This window comes from Actinokineospora sp. (assembly GCF_050699995.1).
GTDB lineage: Bacteria > Actinomycetota > Actinomycetes > Mycobacteriales > Pseudonocardiaceae > Actinokineospora.
In genome coordinates this window covers 1-16,541 of the sequence record NZ_JBOHGC010000262.1, presented here as the reverse complement: position 1 = coordinate 16,541, position 16,541 = coordinate 1, and the positions used below count along the sequence as shown (strand labels likewise).

General features: G+C 69.8%; 21 protein-coding genes and 1 tRNA gene. 14 read left to right on the top strand and 8 right to left on the bottom strand.

The genetic code is table 11. The annotated features are described in order from the left end of the window. Window positions 1-192 precede the first annotated feature (192 nt). A complete protein-coding gene (locus ACRDSQ_RS13450) occupies window positions 193-789 on the top strand; it encodes a helix-turn-helix domain-containing protein (protein ID WP_431421353.1) in 597 nt (198 codons plus the stop codon). 773 nt (window positions 790-1,562) lie between these two features. On the opposite strand, the gene ACRDSQ_RS13445 is transcribed toward ACRDSQ_RS13450, so the two are convergent. Then, complete coding sequence (locus ACRDSQ_RS13445) at window positions 1,563-2,741, bottom strand: M12 family metallo-peptidase (RefSeq protein ID WP_431421352.1); 1,179 nt, start codon at window positions 2,739-2,741, stop codon at window positions 1,563-1,565. A gap of 406 nt (window positions 2,742-3,147) precedes the next feature. Here ACRDSQ_RS13445 and ACRDSQ_RS13440 point away from each other — a divergent pair, with 406 nt between their 5' ends. Both ACRDSQ_RS13440 and ACRDSQ_RS13435 read left to right on the top strand, forming a co-directional pair. After that, window positions 3,148-3,555 carry a YciI family protein gene (locus tag ACRDSQ_RS13440; protein WP_431421351.1) on the top strand — a complete coding sequence of 136 codons (408 nt, stop codon included), beginning with the start codon at window positions 3,148-3,150 and terminating at the stop codon, window positions 3,553-3,555. 5 nt (window positions 3,556-3,560) lie between these two features. Further along, entirely contained in the window at window positions 3,561-4,706 is a 1,146-nt protein-coding gene (locus ACRDSQ_RS13435; RefSeq protein ID WP_431421354.1) for an RNA polymerase sigma factor, read from the top strand. Window positions 4,707-4,788: 82 nt separating this feature from the next. Here the strand turns inward: ACRDSQ_RS13435 and ACRDSQ_RS13430 are convergent. Then, a tRNA-Arg gene (locus tag ACRDSQ_RS13430) sits at window positions 4,789-4,864 on the bottom strand. 109 nt (window positions 4,865-4,973) lie between these two features. Between ACRDSQ_RS13430 and ACRDSQ_RS13425 the strand changes: the two genes are divergently transcribed. From ACRDSQ_RS13425 to ACRDSQ_RS13415, 3 genes are all read left to right on the top strand, one after another. Next, window positions 4,974-5,885 carry an ABC transporter ATP-binding protein gene (locus ACRDSQ_RS13425; RefSeq protein WP_431421350.1) on the top strand — a complete coding sequence of 304 codons (912 nt, stop codon included), beginning with the start codon at window positions 4,974-4,976 and terminating at the stop codon, window positions 5,883-5,885. Next, window positions 5,882-7,063 carry an ABC transporter permease gene (locus ACRDSQ_RS13420; RefSeq protein WP_431421348.1) on the top strand — a complete coding sequence of 394 codons (1,182 nt, stop codon included), beginning with the start codon at window positions 5,882-5,884 and terminating at the stop codon, window positions 7,061-7,063. Before ACRDSQ_RS13425 ends, ACRDSQ_RS13420 begins: the two co-directional genes overlap by 4 nt. Before the next feature lie 72 nt (window positions 7,064-7,135). Beyond that, complete coding sequence (locus tag ACRDSQ_RS13415; RefSeq protein ID WP_431421346.1) at window positions 7,136-7,783, top strand: response regulator; 648 nt, start codon at window positions 7,136-7,138, stop codon at window positions 7,781-7,783. Here ACRDSQ_RS13415 and ACRDSQ_RS13410 read toward each other — a convergent pair. The 5 genes from ACRDSQ_RS13410 to rpmB all read right to left on the bottom strand — a co-directional run bounded on the left by ACRDSQ_RS13410 (window position 7,780) and on the right by rpmB (window position 10,231). After that, window positions 7,780-9,291, bottom strand: coding sequence for a diguanylate cyclase (locus ACRDSQ_RS13410; protein ID WP_431421345.1), 1,512 nt, complete (start codon window positions 9,289-9,291; stop codon window positions 7,780-7,782). The genes ACRDSQ_RS13415 and ACRDSQ_RS13410 overlap by 4 nt on opposite strands. Window positions 9,292-9,379: 88 nt before the next feature. After that, window positions 9,380-9,622 carry a 30S ribosomal protein S18 gene (gene rpsR, locus ACRDSQ_RS13405; RefSeq protein WP_431421344.1) on the bottom strand — a complete coding sequence of 81 codons (243 nt, stop codon included), beginning with the start codon at window positions 9,620-9,622 and terminating at the stop codon, window positions 9,380-9,382. A gap of 5 nt (window positions 9,623-9,627) precedes the next feature. After that, complete coding sequence (locus ACRDSQ_RS13400) at window positions 9,628-9,831, bottom strand: hypothetical protein (RefSeq protein WP_431421343.1); 204 nt, start codon at window positions 9,829-9,831, stop codon at window positions 9,628-9,630. Beyond that, window positions 9,831-9,995 carry a 50S ribosomal protein L33 gene (gene rpmG / locus ACRDSQ_RS13395; protein WP_091378940.1) on the bottom strand — a complete coding sequence of 55 codons (165 nt, stop codon included), beginning with the start codon at window positions 9,993-9,995 and terminating at the stop codon, window positions 9,831-9,833. The genes ACRDSQ_RS13400 and rpmG overlap by 1 nt, the downstream gene beginning before the upstream one ends. Then, window positions 9,995-10,231, bottom strand: coding sequence for a 50S ribosomal protein L28 (gene rpmB, locus ACRDSQ_RS13390; RefSeq protein WP_431421342.1), 237 nt, complete (start codon window positions 10,229-10,231; stop codon window positions 9,995-9,997). Before rpmB ends, rpmG begins: the two co-directional genes overlap by 1 nt. A 95-nt stretch (window positions 10,232-10,326) precedes the next feature. On the opposite strand from rpmB, the gene mrf reads away from it, so the two are divergent. Together mrf and ACRDSQ_RS13380 are read left to right on the top strand one after the other, a co-directional pair. Further along, complete coding sequence (mrf, locus tag ACRDSQ_RS13385) at window positions 10,327-11,562, top strand: ribosome hibernation factor-recruiting GTPase MRF (RefSeq protein ID WP_431421341.1); 1,236 nt, start codon at window positions 10,327-10,329, stop codon at window positions 11,560-11,562. Next, window positions 11,559-11,822, top strand: a complete 264-nt coding sequence (locus tag ACRDSQ_RS13380; protein ID WP_431421339.1) for a type B 50S ribosomal protein L31 — start codon at window positions 11,559-11,561, stop codon at window positions 11,820-11,822. The genes mrf and ACRDSQ_RS13380 overlap by 4 nt, the downstream gene beginning before the upstream one ends. A 64-nt stretch (window positions 11,823-11,886) precedes the next feature. On the opposite strand, the gene ACRDSQ_RS13375 is transcribed toward ACRDSQ_RS13380, so the two are convergent. Continuing rightward, a complete protein-coding gene (locus tag ACRDSQ_RS13375) occupies window positions 11,887-12,534 on the bottom strand; it encodes a histidine phosphatase family protein (protein ID WP_431421337.1) in 648 nt (215 codons plus the stop codon). A gap of 62 nt (window positions 12,535-12,596) precedes the next feature. Here ACRDSQ_RS13375 and ACRDSQ_RS13370 point away from each other — a divergent pair, with 62 nt between their 5' ends. From ACRDSQ_RS13370 to ACRDSQ_RS13345, 6 genes are all read left to right on the top strand, one after another. Further along, window positions 12,597-12,920: an EthD family reductase gene (locus ACRDSQ_RS13370; protein WP_431421335.1), complete on the top strand. Its 324-nt coding sequence runs from the start codon at window positions 12,597-12,599 to the stop codon at window positions 12,918-12,920. After that, window positions 12,917-13,762, top strand: coding sequence for a 3-hydroxyacyl-CoA dehydrogenase family protein (locus ACRDSQ_RS13365; RefSeq protein WP_431421333.1), 846 nt, complete (start codon window positions 12,917-12,919; stop codon window positions 13,760-13,762). Before ACRDSQ_RS13370 ends, ACRDSQ_RS13365 begins: the two co-directional genes overlap by 4 nt. Further along, a complete protein-coding gene (locus tag ACRDSQ_RS13360) occupies window positions 13,759-14,898 on the top strand; it encodes a GNAT family N-acetyltransferase (protein ID WP_431421332.1) in 1,140 nt (379 codons plus the stop codon). The genes ACRDSQ_RS13365 and ACRDSQ_RS13360 overlap by 4 nt, the downstream gene beginning before the upstream one ends. 55 nt (window positions 14,899-14,953) lie before the next feature. Next, window positions 14,954-15,184: a MerR family DNA-binding transcriptional regulator gene (locus ACRDSQ_RS13355; RefSeq protein WP_431421330.1), complete on the top strand. Its 231-nt coding sequence runs from the start codon at window positions 14,954-14,956 to the stop codon at window positions 15,182-15,184. Between the two features lie 108 nt (window positions 15,185-15,292). Further along, a complete protein-coding gene (locus tag ACRDSQ_RS13350) occupies window positions 15,293-15,901 on the top strand; it encodes a trimeric intracellular cation channel family protein (protein ID WP_431421328.1) in 609 nt (202 codons plus the stop codon). A gap of 56 nt (window positions 15,902-15,957) precedes the next feature. Beyond that, window positions 15,958-16,541, top strand: a 584-nt coding sequence (locus ACRDSQ_RS13345) for a response regulator transcription factor (RefSeq protein ID WP_431421326.1), incomplete at its 3' end; no start/stop codon positions are given.

Below are 16,541 nucleotides of genomic sequence, written 5' to 3'. Positions count from 1 at the left end.
GTTCGTACCAGCAACCTGCCGTCTCCAGTTCGGAACTCTGGCCCGTCGCAACGCCTTGACCGGTGTGTGGCGGGCCAGAGGTCTGTCATAGTGCCCTAAGCGTGCGGCCTACTTTAGGGCAACTATCGGCAACAAAACAACTTCGGTGTTTTGTTCGCCTTTGGTGCGCGGCCATGCGAGATCAACGCCACCATGGCAGGCCGGGACGCACACAGTTCATGGCCGCTCGGCCCTTTCCTCAACGAGGCAAGGCTCGCCCGGCAACTGAGCCAGAAGGCCGCCGCCGCCCGCGCGGGCATCTCCCGAACCGCCTGGCAGCAACTCGAGAGCGGCGAACGAGCCGACCACAACCAGGTGCGCCCCAAATCCAGCACGGTGATCGCCGCCGCCATGGCCGTCGACGCCGACCCGACCACGGCACTCGAACTGGCAGGCCTGGACCCCTCGGCATTCGAACCGGCAAGAGCAGGCCGCCCCACCGCCACCTTCGCCGAGGCCCGCGCCCTCCTGGCCCAACTAACCGAACCCCAACGCCGCGCCGTGATCGACCTCCTCCGCGCCTTCGTCCACGAAACCCCCGCCGAACCCTTCCGCACCACCACAACCCTGGGCGACCCCGAGCCACCCCACGGGGCCCCGTCCACCTACCCCGAGCGCATGCGGATGGATTCCGAGCCCGAGCCCGAGCCCGAGCCCGAGCCCGGACCTGTGGCCGATCTGACTCGTCCCAAGGCTGTAGTCGAGCCGACCGAGCCCATCAACCCCGAGCCCGCGGAGCCACCGGACTAGCCCCGGCGAGAGCCACCTTTGAGCGGGCCCGCGGTCCGATCTCCCACTTGCACTCCCGTGCGCAAGCGCTTTCGCGAGCACTACCTGCGCGAGTACCGCTGGTCCGCTCCCAACGCGACGAGCGGTCTCGTTTCAACCGTGCAGCTGAACTCCGCCCAGCCCTCACCCGCCCGCGCCTCAGATGCAGGCCGACCCGCCACCACCGCCGAGATGCCGTGGGCGGTCTCGGCGGGGCCGAGCCTTCGTGGACACGAACACGGTCGATCGACGGTTTCCCGCTCCCGGCTTGTGGGTGAAGTCAGGTGGGGTAAAGCCAGGTGGGTCAGGCCCGGTCGGCGAGCCCTGGTCGGCGACGCCTGTCCGGTTGAGCCCGCCGGCCCCGTCCGCCGTGCCCTGCCACCTCACTTACCGCCCACTGTCCCGTTCCCTCCGCGCGTCGCCCAATGCGTCGTCCAACATTCCCCTCTCCATAGTCGGATCCAGTTCTCCCAACGGATAACACCGCCCCCGACGTGCGACCGCCCGTCCGGCCCGGTCGATCTCCACTGTCCGGAACACCACCACCGCATGGCTCACGATCCGCCCGGCAGGCAGTTTTCCCTCAGCCACAAGGAATCCGGTCAACGCCTCCCCGACATCCCGCACACTCGCCATCGATCACCCCCGCTTCCGCCGCCCGACCAGTGGATCACGATCCGCTGCGAAAAGCACCGGTCCCCGATCTGCCTGTGGACAACTCCCGGGCGGGCGTCGAGCGCCCGCCCGGGAAGCGGTCAGCGGAATGCGGCGATGGTTGCCTTGGTGTCGTTCAGGACCCGGGCGTTGTCGCTCTTGTCGGTGGTGCCCATGGTCACGCCCTCATAGGACTTCTGGGGGTTCGACCAGTAGTTCAGCCGCGAGCAGCTGGTGGCGCAGTCGTAAGCCATGATCGTGCGCCAGGCGCTCCCGTTGCGGAATCCGTGTCCGTACGCGAACGGTGTCGTGGACGAGTCGTTCTCCGGGTCGTGCCTGGCCGACTGCAGGTGGCCGATTTCGTGGGCGAAGGTGTAGTAGCCCGTCGCGCAGCCGTGGTAGACCGCCGCGAAGGCCGTGGTGGCGTCGGATCCGATGCTGGATGCGAGACCGCAGGCTGTTTTGTCGTTGACCAGCAACACATTCACGTCGGCCTGCTGCTTGTCCCGGCTGGCGTGGATGCCGTCGATGACGCCGTCCGCGGGGTCCCGGAACCGGGCCAAATCGGCCGTCATTTCCAGTTCCTTGTGCTCCACGGTCTCGTAGCCGGACAGCTCCATCGTGATCCCGATACCGGAGTTCTCGTAACCGCGGTTCGTCTCGGCCACGGCCAACTCCGCGAGGGCCCGCAGGTCCCCGCCGAACCCGGTCGCGGCGTCGCTCGTGCCGATCACCTGCACGCGGATCACCGTGTTCGCCGCGGCGGCCGGGGTTTCGGTCATTCGCACTGTCGGTGGACCGCCCGGTGTCCTCGGATGGTCCGGCGGCATGTGCGACTCGTCCACCTCGGTGACCGCGTGCTGCCCGCCCGCGACGGGCTGGATCCGGTACAGCCGCCCGTCGACCCGGACCGACCCGGTCACTCCATCACCGCGCCGCACCAGCACGACCGACTCCTTCTCGTCGGACCGCACCGAGCCGGGCCGCCAGTCACGGGTCGAGCCCTCCCACACCGTGCTGCCCAGCGCCGTCGTCCGAACCTGGGTCCGGTGGGCCGTGACCCGCTGGTTCCCCAGATCCAGCTCGATCACGTCGGTCTTCGAATCGACCGCCGCCGCGTCCGCGCGCTTCGTCCACACACCAGCGGTCCCGGGCCTCGACTCCAAGGCGGCCGTCGACCCCACGGTGTTCTCCGTGAACAACTCCCGTCCCGGCTTGTCCGCCGACGCCGAGGGCGCGAGCACTAAACAGGCCGCGCCCAACGCGACCGCTCCGACCATCGAGAACACTCTGGAATTCGCGCGCATCACATGTCCCTCGCCTCGGGACCGCCACGCGGCGAGCGAACCGGCGGGCCGAGACCAGGTGCGGCAGGGGGCTCGACTCCCAGGAGCCCGCCGCCGCCACGGTCCGTGGATGTATTCCTGGCACGTTAGCTACTCGCGGGATACATCCATAGGGAGTAAGTAACCTTCCCGTTTGCCGTTTAGGCGGTTCCACGTCGCGTGACCCACCACGGTTGTCGAGAATGGTGACGCCTGCTCCATCGGAACGCCGACAGCGGCCAACACGGGTCGCGGGATCGAGGTGTCTCAAAATTTCTTGCCGTGGGATGTCGAGAAGCCGAACGCGGCTCCGTCCCCTGAGTGAAACGGCCACAATGGCCGCAGGACGAAGGAGATCATGATGGCCAAGTACCTGCTGCTCAAGCACTACCGCGGCGCGCCCTCGGCGGTCAACGACGTGCCGATGGACCAGTGGACGCCCGAGGAGGTCTCGGCGCACATGCAGTACATGAACGACTTCGCCGCCCGGCTCGAGGGCACCGGCGAGTTCGTCGACGGCCAGGCGCTCTCCCCGGAGGGCACGTTCGTCCGCTACGACGGCGAGGGGCGCCCGCCGGTCACCGACGGCCCGTTCGCGGAGACCAAGGACCTCATCGCCGGCTGGATGGTGATCGACGTTGAGAGCTACGAGCGGGCGGTGGAACTGGCAGGCGAGCTGTCCGCGGCTCCGGGCGCGGGTGGCAAGCCGATCCACGAGTGGTTGGAGCTGCGCCCGTTCTACGGCGTGTCCGCGACCACCACGGAGTGACGACAGTGGCCGAGGCCCTGCTGCGGGCACTCACCCCCACTGTGATCGGCGTCCTGGTCCGCCGCGGAGCTGACTTCGCGGCGGCCGAGGATGCCGTGCAGGACGCCCTGATCGAGGCCCTGCGCGGGTGGCCGGACGACCCGCCACGCGATCCCAAGGGCTGGCTGGTCACGGTTGCCTGGCGCAAGTTCCTCGACGCCGTCCGCGCCGACACCTCCCGGCGCAACCGTGAGATCCGCGAGGACGCCGAGCCCGCCCCCGGCCCGGGCGAGGCGGTGGACGACACGCTCCAGCTGTACTTCCTGTGCGCGCACCCGTCTCTGACCCCGGCTTCGGCCGTCGCGCTCACGCTGCGCGCGGTCGGTGGCCTGACCACACGGCAAATCGCGCAGGCCTACCTCGTGCCGGAGGCGACCATGGCCCAGCGGATCAGCCGGGCCAAGCGGACCGTCTCCGATGTCCGGTTCAACCAGCCCGGCGACGTCGCCACGGTGCTGCGTGTGCTCTACCTCGTGTTCAACGAGGGCTACTCCGGCGACGTCGACCTCGCCGCGGAGGCGATTCGGCTCACTCGTCAGCTGGCGGCCAGGATCAACCACGAGGAGGTCGTGGGCCTGCTCGCACTCATGCTGCTCCACCACGCCCGCCGCGCGGCACGGACCACCCTCGACGGCAGGCTGGTGCCGCTCGCCGAGCAGGACCGAGGCCAGTGGGACACCCGTCTGATCGCCGAAGGCGTCGACATCCTGCAGGCAGCCCTTGCCCGCGACAACCTGGGCGAGTTCCAGGCCCAAGCCGCCATCGCCGCACTCCACGCCGACGCGAAGACGGCCGCGGAGACCGACTGGGTACAGATCGTCGAGTGGTACGACGAACTCGTGCGCCTCACCGACAGCCCGGTGGCGCGTCTCAATCGGGCCGTCGCGGTCGGCGAGGCCGACGGCCCGAGGGCAGGCTTGGCCGCCGTGGCTGAACTCGACCCCGCCCTACCCCGCCACACCGCCGTCGCCGCGTACCTCCACGAGCGTGACGGTGATCCGGCGACCGCGGCCCGGCTCTACGCCGAGGCCGCCCGCTCGGCTTCCAGCCTCCCCGAACGCGACCACCTCACCCGCCAGGCCGCACGACTCAACTCACGGCTGCGCGGTTGACAACGGTTACATGCGCTGGACAAGCCTGTGGCCTCTGACCCGTTTAACCAGGTCAGAGGCCACAAGTTCACCCGGCGAAAGGTGGTGCCCCCGGCAGGATTCGAACCTGCGACACACGGTTTAGGAAACCGATGCTCTATCCCCTGAGCTACGAGGGCGTGCGCGAACACCATACCGGGGCGGCCCGCGCGCCCTCCCCTACGGGTAATCCCGGATGCACGTGCCTACCGTGGGCGACAAGGATGGGGGCGGACCGAGGGGGTACGGGTGGGTGATGGGCGGCTGGAGATCGATCGGATCTCCAAGACTTTCGGCGACGTGGTCGCGCTGCGGGAGTTGGCGTTCGACGTGCGGGCGGGGGAGTTGTTCGGGTTCGTGGGGAGCAATGGCGCCGGCAAGACGACTGCCATGCGGATCGCGTTGGGGGTGTTGGCGGCGGATTCCGGTGAGGTTCGGTGGGACGGCGCTCCGGTCACGCTGGAGACGAGGCGGCGGATTGGTTATATGCCGGAGGAGCGGGGGCTCTATCCCAAGATGAAGGTGGGCGAGCAGCTCGTCTACCTGGCCCGCCTGCACGGTCTCACCACTGCGGCCGCTGAGCGGGCCGTCGCCGAGTGGACCGGGCGGCTTGGGGTTGCCGCCCGGGTGGGTGATGAGGTGCAGAAGTTGAGTCTGGGCAACCAGCAGCGCGTGCAGCTTGCCGCCGCGTTGGTTTATGACCCGGAGATTCTGGTGTTGGACGAGCCGTTCTCCGGTCTTGACCCGGTGGCGGTGGACGTCATGAGCACCGTGCTGCGGGACAAGGCGAAGGCGGGCGTGCCGGTGGTCTTCTCCAGCCACCAGCTCGACCTGGTCGAGCGGCTGTGCGACCGGGTCGGCATCGTTCGGAGTGGACAGATGGTGGCCTGCGACACCGTGGACGGACTGCGGTCGGCGGGCGCCATGGAACTGGTCGTGGACGTCCCCTCCGCGCCCCCTGGGTGGGCGGACGGCCTCAGCGGGGTGGCGGTGAAGGAACACGTGGGCTCGCGGACGGTGCTCGAACTCGGCGACGGCGTCGACGATCAGGTGGTGCTGCGCGCGGCGTTGGCGACCGGGGCGGTGACGGAGTTCAGCAGGCGGCGACCGTCGTTGACCGAGTTGTTCCGCAACGTCGTGGCGGACGGGGTGGCGGCATGAAGGCGTGGTCGGTGGTCGGTCTGGTGGCGGGCCGCGAGGTTCGGACCCGGTTGCGATCCAAGGCGTTCATCATCACCACGGTCGCGACTCTCGTGATGCTCGTCGGTTTCGCCCTGGTGATGAAGCTCGCCTCGGGTGGCTCGGACTCGACGGTCGGGCTCACCGGCGGCAGCACGTCGCTGTCCGCGCCGCTGAAGGTGGCGGCGGAGAGCGTCGGGCAGAGCATCGAGACCCGGGAGATCCACGACGAGCCCGCGGGCCGGCGCCAAGTCGACGACGGGACGCTCGACGCGCTGCTCGTCGGTGACGGGTCGAACATCGTGGTGGTGGTGAAGAAGGACATCGACGACACGCTGCGCGGCACGCTGAACGTGTTGGCCGGGCAGATGGCGCTCAACCAGCAGGTCGTCGACCTCGGCGGCGACCCGGCCAAGGTCGCGGACGCCGTCGCGGGTGCCAAGGCCGAGGTGCGGCCGCTGGAACCGCCGTTCGACTACAACGGGCAGCAGCTCGTCCTCGGGATGATCGCCGGTGTGCTGATCTACATGTCCTTGCTGGTCAACGGCCAGTTTGTCGCCCAGGGCGTGGTGGAGGAGAAGTCGAGCCGGGTCGTCGAGTTGCTGCTGGCCACGATCCAGCCGTGGCAGCTGATGGCGGGCAAGGTGCTCGGCATCGGCGTGGTCGGGCTGATCCAGATGGTGATGATCGGAGGCGTCGGCGTGGTCGCGGGGCTCGGCCTGGGCGTGCTGACGATCTCCGTCGGCTCCGCTGTCGGGACCGTCGTGTGGCTGGTGGCGTGGTTCCTGCTCGGCTTCTTCGCCTACTCGCTCGTCTTCGCCGCGCTCGCCGCGCTGGTGTCGCGGCAGGAAGACGTGGGCGGGGTGATCACGCCGCCGCTGATGTTCGTCATCCTCGGCTACGTCCTCGGCATCTCGATCCTGCCCAACGACCCCGGCAACAAGCTGGCGGAGACGCTGTCGATCGTGCCGCTGTTCGCCCCGACGCTGATGCCGATGCGGCTGGCCATGGGCGGCGTGCCCGTTTGGCAGGCCGCGCTGTCGGTCGCGCTGGTGGTTGCCTTGATCCCGGCGCTCGTGTGGCTGTCGGGCCGCGTCTATCGCAACGCGGTGATGCGCAGTGGCGGTAAAGTCCGACTGCGGGACGCACTCAGGATGTGAAACAAATTCACGTTTGCTCGGGTCGGTCCGTGTCACCAGTAGAGTCTCATGATGCCGACTCGGGGAGGCGTTGTGATCAAGGTTCTGTTGGCCGATGACGAGGATCTCGTCCGGTCCGGACTCCGCGCGATCCTGGCCAGCGCGGGCGATATCGAGATAGTCGCCGAGTGCGACGACGGCGCCTACGTCGCCGATCTGGTCCGCCTGCACCGGCCACACGTCGTCCTGCTCGACATCCGCATGCGCACGACCGACGGCATCGTCGCCCTCAACCGGGTGATGGAGTTGGCCGACCCGCCCGCGGTGGCCATGCTCACGACCTTCGACGTCGACGAGTACGTGCAGAAGGCGCTTCGACTGGGCGCCAATGGGTTCCTGCTCAAGGACACCGAGCCGACGCAGTTGGTCAACGCCGTGCGTGACCTCGCCCGCGGCGGCGCCGTGCTCGACCCGAACGTCGCCGCCAGGGTCATCGCCGCGATGGCGGACGGGCAGCGGGCCGCCGAGCCCGCGCGCAAACTGCTGTCGTCGCTGTCGGGCCGTGAACTCGAGGTCGTCGCGCTGATCGGCCAGGGCATGTCGAACGCCGAGATCGGCAACACGCTGCACCTGTCCGAGGCCACGGTGAAGGGCTACGTCTCCTCCGTGCTCGGCAAGATCGGCGCGGCCAACCGGGTGCAGGCCGCGCTGGTGGCATACCGCGGCGGGTTGATCGGCTAGTCGCGGGTGTGCACCTCGACCCGGTTGCGGCCACGCCGCTTCGCCCGGTAGAGCGCCACGTCCGCGTTGGCGAACAGCTTTTCCAGCGTGTCCGCCCCGTAGGCGACGCCGATGCTCACGGTCGGCCGCTGTGTGGTGCCGAGCACCGCGGTCCAGTCGTGCAGGTCGACGGACAGGCGGATCCGCTCGGCCACCGCGACACCGACCGGCGACGTCCGGCCGGACGAGTGGTCGATGGCCGCCTCGGTGAGCAGCACGACGAACTCGTCGCCCGCCCACCGCGCCACCACGTCGCCGACGCGGCACTCGGCGCGCAACAGTTGGGCGATCTCGCGCAGTGCGGCGTCGCCCGCCGCGTGCCCGGCGGCGTCGTTGACTCCCTTGAACCAGTCGACATCGATCAGCACCAGCCACGGCACCCGGCCGTTCGCCCCGGCGCGTTCGAGCACCTCGGGCGCGGTGCGTTCCAGGCCGAACCGGTTGCTCAGCCCGGTCAGCGGGTCGCGCTCCGCGGCTTCCTGGGCGGCCATCGCCTGGTGCCGCGCGCGCACCGCCAGCCTGCGCTGCTCCAGCGCCTGGCCAAGGCCTTCCTGCGCGGTCTCCAGGGCCGTCTGTCGGGCGGAGATGTTGCGCCGCAACGCTTCGGCTTCACCGGCGGGATCGCCGTTGGTCCGGCAGATGTCGGCGAGATCCTGCGAATACCGCTGCACCAACGAAACGTCGTTGATCCACTCGGCGTCGTCGACGGCGATGCGGGCGTGGTGGGTGGCGTCGGTGAGCTTGCCCTGCTTGCGGCGGACCGTGGAGATGACCCAGTGCCCCACCGAGTTCACCCACCGGCTGCCGATCGTCGCCGCTTGCAGCAACGCGGAATTGGCTGTGCTCTCGGCGCGCTCCAGTTCGCCGATGCCGGCCAGGGACGCGCCGTACGCGGAGAGCACCGCGAGGTAGACCCGGCCCTCGCTCACGAGGGTCAACCCCTCCTCGAACAACGGGATCGCCTCGCGGAACACCGCTTCGGCTTCGTCCGGCGGCAGGTCGCAGGCGCGGAAGTTCAGCGTTCCCGCCAGCCCCTGCAGGCTGTGCGCCAGGATCTCGACGTCGTCACCGCTGCGGGCGACGTCGACGGCGATGCGGCAGATCTCCAGCGACGCCCGGCTGTGCCCGATGCCTTCGAGGAGATAGCCGAGCCTGCCGAGTGTGTCCGCGGCCGAGGATCCCGTCGGGTGCTCGCTGTCGATCTCGCTCCAGCCCTCAGCGGCCAGTTCCAGCGCCAGCGGGATGCGCCGCAGCCGCCACGCCGCGACCGCCCGCCGGGTCAGCAACGCGGCCCGGGTCCACGGGTCGAGCCCAGGCGGGACCTTGGCGATGATCTGGTCGAACAAGGAGTTGGCCTCATCGTTGCGGCCCGCGTCCAGCAGCAGCCGCACTTCGCGGTCGACGCTCAGCGCCTCGGTCGCGTCCGCCTCGACGCCGTCCTGCCCCACGCGGTCCCCGGATGTCCTCACCGAACGGCCGCCCGAGCGACGCGATCGTGGTCTGCGACACAGTAGGGGGCAGGCTACAAGGCCGCTCGGGCATGACCCGTTCGGAGTATCAGGACTTGCTGGGGCCCGGGTAGGGCAGCAGCGCCATCTCGCGCGCGTTCTTGATCGCGGTGGCGACCTGCTTCTGCTGCTGCGGCGTCAAACCGCTAACCCGCCGAGACCTGATCTTGCCCCGGTCGGAGATGAACTTGCGCAGCAGCGTGACGTCCTTCCAATCCACTGTGGACACGCCGGCGGTTTTCAGCGGATTGGGCTTCTTCTTGCCGGGAAACCGGCGTTCTGGCTTGGCCATGGCTCCTACCAACTCGACTTGTTGACGCCGGGAAGCTCGCCGCGGTGGGCCATCTCGCGCATCCGCACGCGGGACAGGCCGAACGCGCGGAGGAACCCGCGCGGCCTCGGCGAGCGGAACGCCTCCTTGAGTTCGGCGCGGCGTTCGGCGTTGCGGGCGACGATCAGCTTGCGCTGCTCGTTCTTGGCGATCTTCGACTTCTTGGCCATCAGCGGTCCTCTTTGAACTCGACGTGGCGGCGCACCACGGGGTCGAACTTCATCAGCACCAAGCGGTCCGGGTCGTTGCGCCGGTTCTTGCGGGTGACGTAGGTGAACCCGGTCCCGGCGGTGGAGCGGAGCTTGATGATCGGGCGAATCTCGTTGCGGGCCATCAGATCCGCTGTCCTTCCCGGCGCAGACGGGCCACCACGGCCTCCACGCCCTGCTTGTCGATGGTCTTGATGCCCTTGGCCGACACCCGCAGGCGCACCCACCGGTTCTCCGACGGCAGCCAGAAGCGGCGCTGCTGGATGTTCGGGTCCCAGCGGCGCGAGGTCCGCCGGTGGGAGTGCGACACCTGCTTGCCGAACCCCGGCTTACGGCCCGTGACCTGGCAGTGAGCGGACACAGCGCCTCCTTGAAATGGGATCCGTTTTCATTATGACGCTCGCCAGGGTAGCGTCGGCGTCGTCAAGATGGAAATCGTTGTCGATAGGAGTCCACGTGTCGAACGACCGGCGCACCCGCCTGGTCCTCGTCTCCGGCCTGCACCGGGAGTCGACGGCGATGCTGTCGGCCCGCTTCATGACCGGTCTGCCCGGCACCGCCGTCGTGCACCACGACCTGCGCCGGATCGCCGAGGGAACCGTGCGCAGGCGCCTGCGGTTCGGCCGGGCCGACACCACGACCGTGCTCGAACTCGCCCACGGCTGCGTGTCCTGCACCTTGCGGGAAGACCTGCTCCCGCTGCTGCGCGCGCTCACCGTCGACCCGCGGATCGAGCGGGTCGTGCTGCACCTCGACCCGATGGTCGAGCCCGAACCGGTGTGCTGGGCGCTGGAGAACGTCCTCGTCGGCAACCAGACGATCGGCGACCTCGTCGACATCGAAGCCGTCATCGGGGTCATCGACCCGCGTTCGTGGCTGGGTGACTGCTCCGGCGACGTGCCGCTGGCCGACTGCGGCATCGGCGCCATCGACGACGACCGCACGCTCGCCCAGGTCGCCGTCGGACAGGTCGAGTTCTCCGACGCCGTCGTCACCGCGGGCACTCCCGGCGAGCCGTGGAACGCGGCCCGGGTCGCCGCGGTGATCGACCGGCTCGCCCCGCTGGCGCCCAGGTTCGACCTCGGCCAGGTCGACCCGGCCGAGTTGCTCGCCGCCATCCCGGACAACGCCCGGCGCGGCACGGCCGACGGCGCCCACGGCCCGCTGCTGCGCGGACAGCCGCCGCTAGAGTCCGACTGCGGGGTGAGCGTGACCGTCTTCCGCGACCCGCGCCCGTTCCACCCGGAGCGGCTGCACGAGGTGATCGACGTCCTGCTCGACGGCGTCATCCGCGCCCGTGGCCGGATGTGGGTGGCCGGCCAGCCCGACGTCGCCCTGTGGCTGGAGTCGGCGGGCGGCGGCCTCCGCGTCGGCCACGCGGGCGCCTGGCTCGCCACCGTCGACGACGAGGCCTGGGCCAGGGCGGACCCGGAACGCCAGGCGAAGGCCGCCCTCGAATGGCACCCCCGCTTCGGCGACCGGCTCCAGGAACTCGTTGTGATCGCGCACCAGGCCGACCCGCACGACATCACCGCCGCGTTGACCACCGCGCTGCTCACCGACGCCGAACTCGCCGACGAAGCCGCATGGCCGGGCTACGCCGACCCGTTCGGCGAGTGGCACCAGGACCCGTGCGAGGACAGCGAGGCCGTCGATCTCGGCGTGCCGACCACCCGAAAGGAAGAATCATGAAACCGGGGATCCACCCCGAATACCACCCCGTGGTGTTCCAGGACCAGTCGACGGGCAAGGCGTTCCTGACCCGCTCGACGGCCACCTCCGCCAACACGGTCCAGTGGGAGGACGGCAACACCTACCCGTTGATCGTGGTGGACGTGACGTCGGACTCGCACCCGTTCTGGACTGGTAACCAGCGGGTCATGGACACCGCGGGCCGCGTCGAGAAGTTCAACCGCCGCTACGGAAAGCGGGTCCGGGGAGGGGAGAGCTGATGGCGGTCCCGAAGCGGAAGATGTCGCGGTCCAACACCCGCGCACCCGCACTTCGAGTCAGGCGCTAGAGCTGCGTGGTTTTGTCGGGGGAGTCGCGCCACTGGTCGAACGGCCGGTCCAGGGACCACGTGCCGCGGTCATAGGTCAGGATCCGGTGCGCGCAGTGCTCGGGGTTGGACAGCGACTCGAACAGGTCGATGGTCCACGAGAACATCCGGCGGCACAGCAGCCGCATCGTGAGGCCGTGCGTGACGACGAGCGCGGTGTCGGGGTGGGTGGGGTCCGCCTCGACCCGCTGCTCGAGTTCGTTGAGGAAGCTGGCGACCCGGTCGTCGACGTCGGCGCCGGACTCGCCGTGGGCCAGCCGGTAGAAGAAGTGACCGAACTCGTGCCGCTTCTGTTTCTGGATCTCCTGCTCGACCGGGTCCTGCAGGTTGCCCCAGTCCTGCTCGCGCAACCGGGGCTCGGGCACCAACCGCTCCACGATCGACCCGAGACCGAGTAGTTCAAACGTCCGGGTCGTGCGCGTGTACGGGCTCACGTAGGCGGCGACCGGACCGTCGGTAAGCAGCCCGCGCAGCCGCTCCCCCTCCGCCCGCGCCTGCTCCTCGCCGCGCTCGGTCAGCGGCAGGGCGTGGTCGGGGATTCGGCAGTAGGCCAGCTCATCGATGTTGCCGAGACTCTCGGCGTGCCGCAGCAGGATGATCCGCACGTGCCTATGGTGCCCGCAGCGGACCTAATACAGTGCGGATGCCTACGACGTGGAGTGTCACAGTGATCAAGTACATCGCGCTGTACAAGCGCCCGGCCGACGCCGACGACTTCGACGAGAAGTACTTTGGCTCGCACCTGCCGCTCATCGAGAAGACCCCTGGCCTGCTCCGACAGGAGATCGCGCACGTCACGCGCACCTATGTGCCCGGGTTCCTGGGCGAGGCCGAGCCCTACCTCATCGCCGAGCTGTACTTCGAGTCCGAGGCGGCGATGAAGGCGGCGTTCAAGTCACCCGAATGGCAGGCGGGCGGCGCCAACCTGACCGAGATCGGCGGCATGGACCTGGTCGCGATGTTCGCCGCCGAGATCAAGGAGGAGCAGTGAGCACCCTTCCGGGAACCGTCGCGGTGATCGGCGGCGGCACGATGGGCGCGGGCATCGCGCACGTGTTCCTCGCCGCGGGCAGCCGGGTGGTGCTGGCCGAGGCCGACGCCGACCGGGCCGCCGCGGGCGCCAAGGCCGTCGAGGCGTCGCTGCGCAAGGCCGAGGAGCGCGGCAAGCTCACGACCACCGCCGCCGAGCTGCTCACCGAATTGTCCACTGTGGACAAATTGGGCGACCTGCCCGCGGACACCGCGCTCGCCGTGGAAGCGGTGCCGGAGAAGCTCGACCTCAAGCGGTCCGTGCTCGGCCAGATCGCCGACACCTGCCCGGACGCGGTGCTCGCGTCCAACACCTCGTCGCTGTCGATCACCGAGCTGGCCGCCGGGCTGCCCGGCGAGCGGGTCATCGGCATGCACTTCTTCAACCCCGTGCCGGTCCAGACGCTGGTCGAGCTGGTGCACCACGCCGGGCTGTCGGCCGACGTCATCGCGCGGGTGCGCGGCTGGGCGGAGGCGCTCGGCAAGACGGTGATCGAGGTCCGGGACTCGCCGGGATTCGCCACCTCGCGTCTGGGCGTCGGCGTGGGCCTGGAGGCGATCCGGATGGTCGAGGAGGGCGTGGCCTCGCCGGAGGACATCGACACCGGCATGCGCCTGGGGTACGGCTGGCCGATGGGCCCGCTGCGGCTGACCGACCTCGTCGGTCTCGACGTGCGCCTGTCCATCGCCGAGCACCTCGCGCGTGAGCTGGGGGACCGGTTCACCCCGCCGCAGCTGCTGCGTGACAAGGTCGCCCGCGGCGAACTCGGCCGCAAGTCGGGTCAGGGCTTCTTCACGTGGTGACGGTGCGGCCGTACGCGCCGGAGCACGCCGACGCGGTGCACCGGATGCGCAAGCTGGCGTTCGGCACCCCGCGCGACGACGCCTGGGCCGCGGAGTCCGACGCCTGGCACGGGTTCGTCGCCGACGTCGACGGCGACACCTGCGGAACGCTTCGGATCTGGGCCTACCGCCAGTTCTTCGGCGGCCGCGCGGTCCCGGCGGGCGGAATCGCGACCGTCGCCGTCGACCCGCATGCCCGTGGCCGCGGGGTGGCCGGGGCGCTGCTCGACGCCGCGCTCGCCGGGATGCGCGAGGCCGGGCAGCCGCTGTCGATCCTGTTCGCCGCCACCCCGCCGCTCTACCGCGGTCGCGGCTGGGAGCAGGTCGGGTCGGCCGAGCGGGTCCAGGTCCCGATCTCCGTGCTCGCCGCACTGCCGCCCGGCCGCGCTCCGGTCCGCCGCGCGGTCGAGGCGGACCTTCCGGAGCTGCACCGGCTCTACCTCGACCTGGGGTCCACAGTGGACGGGATGCTGGACCGCTCGGAACCCGCGTTCGAGGTCTCCCGGATCTTCGAACTCGACATCGTCGACGTCGTCCCCGGCGAGGACGGCGTGCGTGGCTACGTCGCCGCGAGTCGCCACGGCGCCAACGACCTGACCGTCTGGGACCTCGTCGCCCGCGACGCCGAGGCCGCCCTGACCCTGCTCGGCAGGCTGTCGAGCTGGGCGGGGATGGTCGAGCAGGTGTCGCTGCGCCTGGTCGACCCGGTGGTCTATGACCTGCTGCTCGCGATGCCCCGCCACCTGCCCCGGTTCGTCGAGCCGTTCATGCTGCGCGTGGTCGACCTCGCCGCCGCGGTCGAAGCCCGCGGCTGGCCGGACTACCTGCCGGACTTCACCGTCGACCTTGAGATCACCGACGAGCACGCCCCGTGGAACGCGGGCAGGCACCGGCTGGTCCACGAGTCCGGCGCCCTGCGGATCGAACCCGGCGGCACCGGCGTGGTCCGGCTGCAGGCGCGCGCGTTGGGTCCCTGGTTCGCGGGTACGGCGACCACCGACGCCCTGCGCCGGGCCGGTTTGCTGGAAGGGGTCGCGCCGATGCTGGACGCCGTCACCGCCGCCCCGCGCCAACTACGGATCGCCGATACGTTCTGAGTTTGACTCTGCCCTTGGGGAAAGAGAGACGGTGGGCGGCATGCACGAAGACCGCATGATGATAGGCGATTTCGCCCGACGCTCGCGGCTGTCACCCAAGGCGCTGCGGCTCTACGACTCGCTGGGGCTGCTCAGCCCCAGCGACGTCGACCAGTTCTCCGGCTACCGCTTCTACCGGCCCGAGCAGCTCGACCACTCGATCTTCTGCGTCTGTTTCCCATGCGCACCCCTCGAACGGCATTGTTGGTCGGGAAATGTATGGACGCTTGGATGGCGCGGACAATAGGCGCTTTCGGACATCGTTCTATTTGATTTCCGGGGAATGAAATCGCATTCAGGAACTGTCACCGCTGTGTTGCGCCATTCGTCCGAGTGGGGCGTAGCCTGCACCCTCGTGGTGATCGTCGTGTTGGAACTGGTCGGCCTCGCGGTGTTCGCCGCATCCGGCGCGCTGGCCGCCGTGCGCGCCCGGCTCGACCTGTTCGGCGTCGTCGTCCTCGGCCTCACCACCGCCCTCGGCGGCGGCATCATCCGCGACGTGCTCCTCGGCATCACCCCGCCGACGACCCTGCGGAACTGGCCTTATCTGGTCGTGCCCATCGCGACCGCGCTCGGTGTCTTCGCCTTCCACCCGCAGGTCGCCCGGCTGCGCAAGGCGGTGCTGCTCGCCGACGCGGTCGGGCTCGGCCTGTTCACCGTCTCGGGCACCGCCACCGCGCTCGCCGTGGGCGTCCCGGCCTACACCGCCTGCCTCATCGGCATGACCGCCGGAATCGGCGGCGGCGCCATGCGCGACCTGTTGCTCCGCGAGATCCCGCTGGTCCTGCGTCGGGAGATCTACGCCCTCGCGGCGCTCGCGGGCGCCATCGTGGTCGTCGCGGGCGCCCGGCTCGGCCTGCCCTCGGTGCTGGTCACGGCGGTCGGCGCCACGCTCGTGGTGGTCATCCGGCTCGTCGCCCTGTGGCGGCGCTGGAACGCTCCAGTCGCGCCCGGACTCACTTAGGACACGCCCCGGCGAGCTCTCAGGCGCATCTCAGCAGGGCAGGGAACACTGACCACATGCGCATCCTCGTAGTCGACGACGATCGGGCCGTGCGCGAGTCACTACGGCGGTCGCTGCAGTTCAACGGCTACCAGGTGGACCTCGCCAGCGACGGCAGGCAGGCCCTCGAGACAGTGCTCGGCGCCGACGGCGCGGGCACCCGACCCGACGCCATGGTCCTGGACGTCATGATGCCCAGGCTCGACGGCCTGGAGGTCTGCAGGCGCCTGCGTGGCGTCGGCGACGACCTGCCGATCCTCGTGCTCACCGCCCGCGACCTGGTGTCCGACCGGGTCGCCGGGCTCGACGCGGGAGCCGACGACTACCTGCCCAAGCCGTTCGCGCTCGAAGAGCTGCTGGCCCGGCTGCGCGCCCTGCTGCGGCGGGCCACGCCCGAGCAGCCCGGCACGCCGGAGGCCGCGCCGCTGCGCTTCGCCGACCTCGAGATGGACCCGATGACCAGGGAGGTGCGCCGGGGCGAGCGGCCGATCAGCCTCACCCGCACCGAGTTCGCCCTCCTGGAGCTGCTGCTGTCGCACCCCAAGCAGGTCCTCACCCGCGGCCGCATCCTCGAAGAGGTCTGGGGCTACGACTTCCCGAC

What these genes read in the sequence shown, in the direction of transcription:
- ACRDSQ_RS13355 (WP_431421330.1), top strand. Translation starts at nt 14,954, where the DNA reads ATGATGATAGGCGATTTCGCCCGACGCTCGCGGCTGTCACCCAAGGCG.
- ACRDSQ_RS13445 (WP_431421352.1), bottom strand. Translation starts at nt 2,741, where the DNA reads ATGGTCGGAGCGGTCGCGTTGGGCGCGGCCTGTTTAGTGCTCGCGCCC.
- rpmG (WP_091378940.1), bottom strand. Translation starts at nt 9,995, where the DNA reads ATGGCCCGCAACGAGATTCGCCCGATCATCAAGCTCCGCTCCACCGCC.
- ACRDSQ_RS13440 (WP_431421351.1), top strand. Translation starts at nt 3,148, where the DNA reads ATGGCCAAGTACCTGCTGCTCAAGCACTACCGCGGCGCGCCCTCGGCG.
- ACRDSQ_RS13450 (WP_431421353.1), top strand. Translation starts at nt 193, where the DNA reads ATGGCAGGCCGGGACGCACACAGTTCATGGCCGCTCGGCCCTTTCCTC.
- ACRDSQ_RS13380 (WP_431421339.1), top strand. Translation starts at nt 11,559, where the DNA reads ATGAAACCGGGGATCCACCCCGAATACCACCCCGTGGTGTTCCAGGAC.
- ACRDSQ_RS13400 (WP_431421343.1), bottom strand. Translation starts at nt 9,831, where the DNA reads ATGGCCAAGAAGTCGAAGATCGCCAAGAACGAGCAGCGCAAGCTGATC.
- rpsR (WP_431421344.1), bottom strand. Translation starts at nt 9,622, where the DNA reads ATGGCCAAGCCAGAACGCCGGTTTCCCGGCAAGAAGAAGCCCAATCCG.
- ACRDSQ_RS13420 (WP_431421348.1), top strand. Translation starts at nt 5,882, where the DNA reads ATGAAGGCGTGGTCGGTGGTCGGTCTGGTGGCGGGCCGCGAGGTTCGG.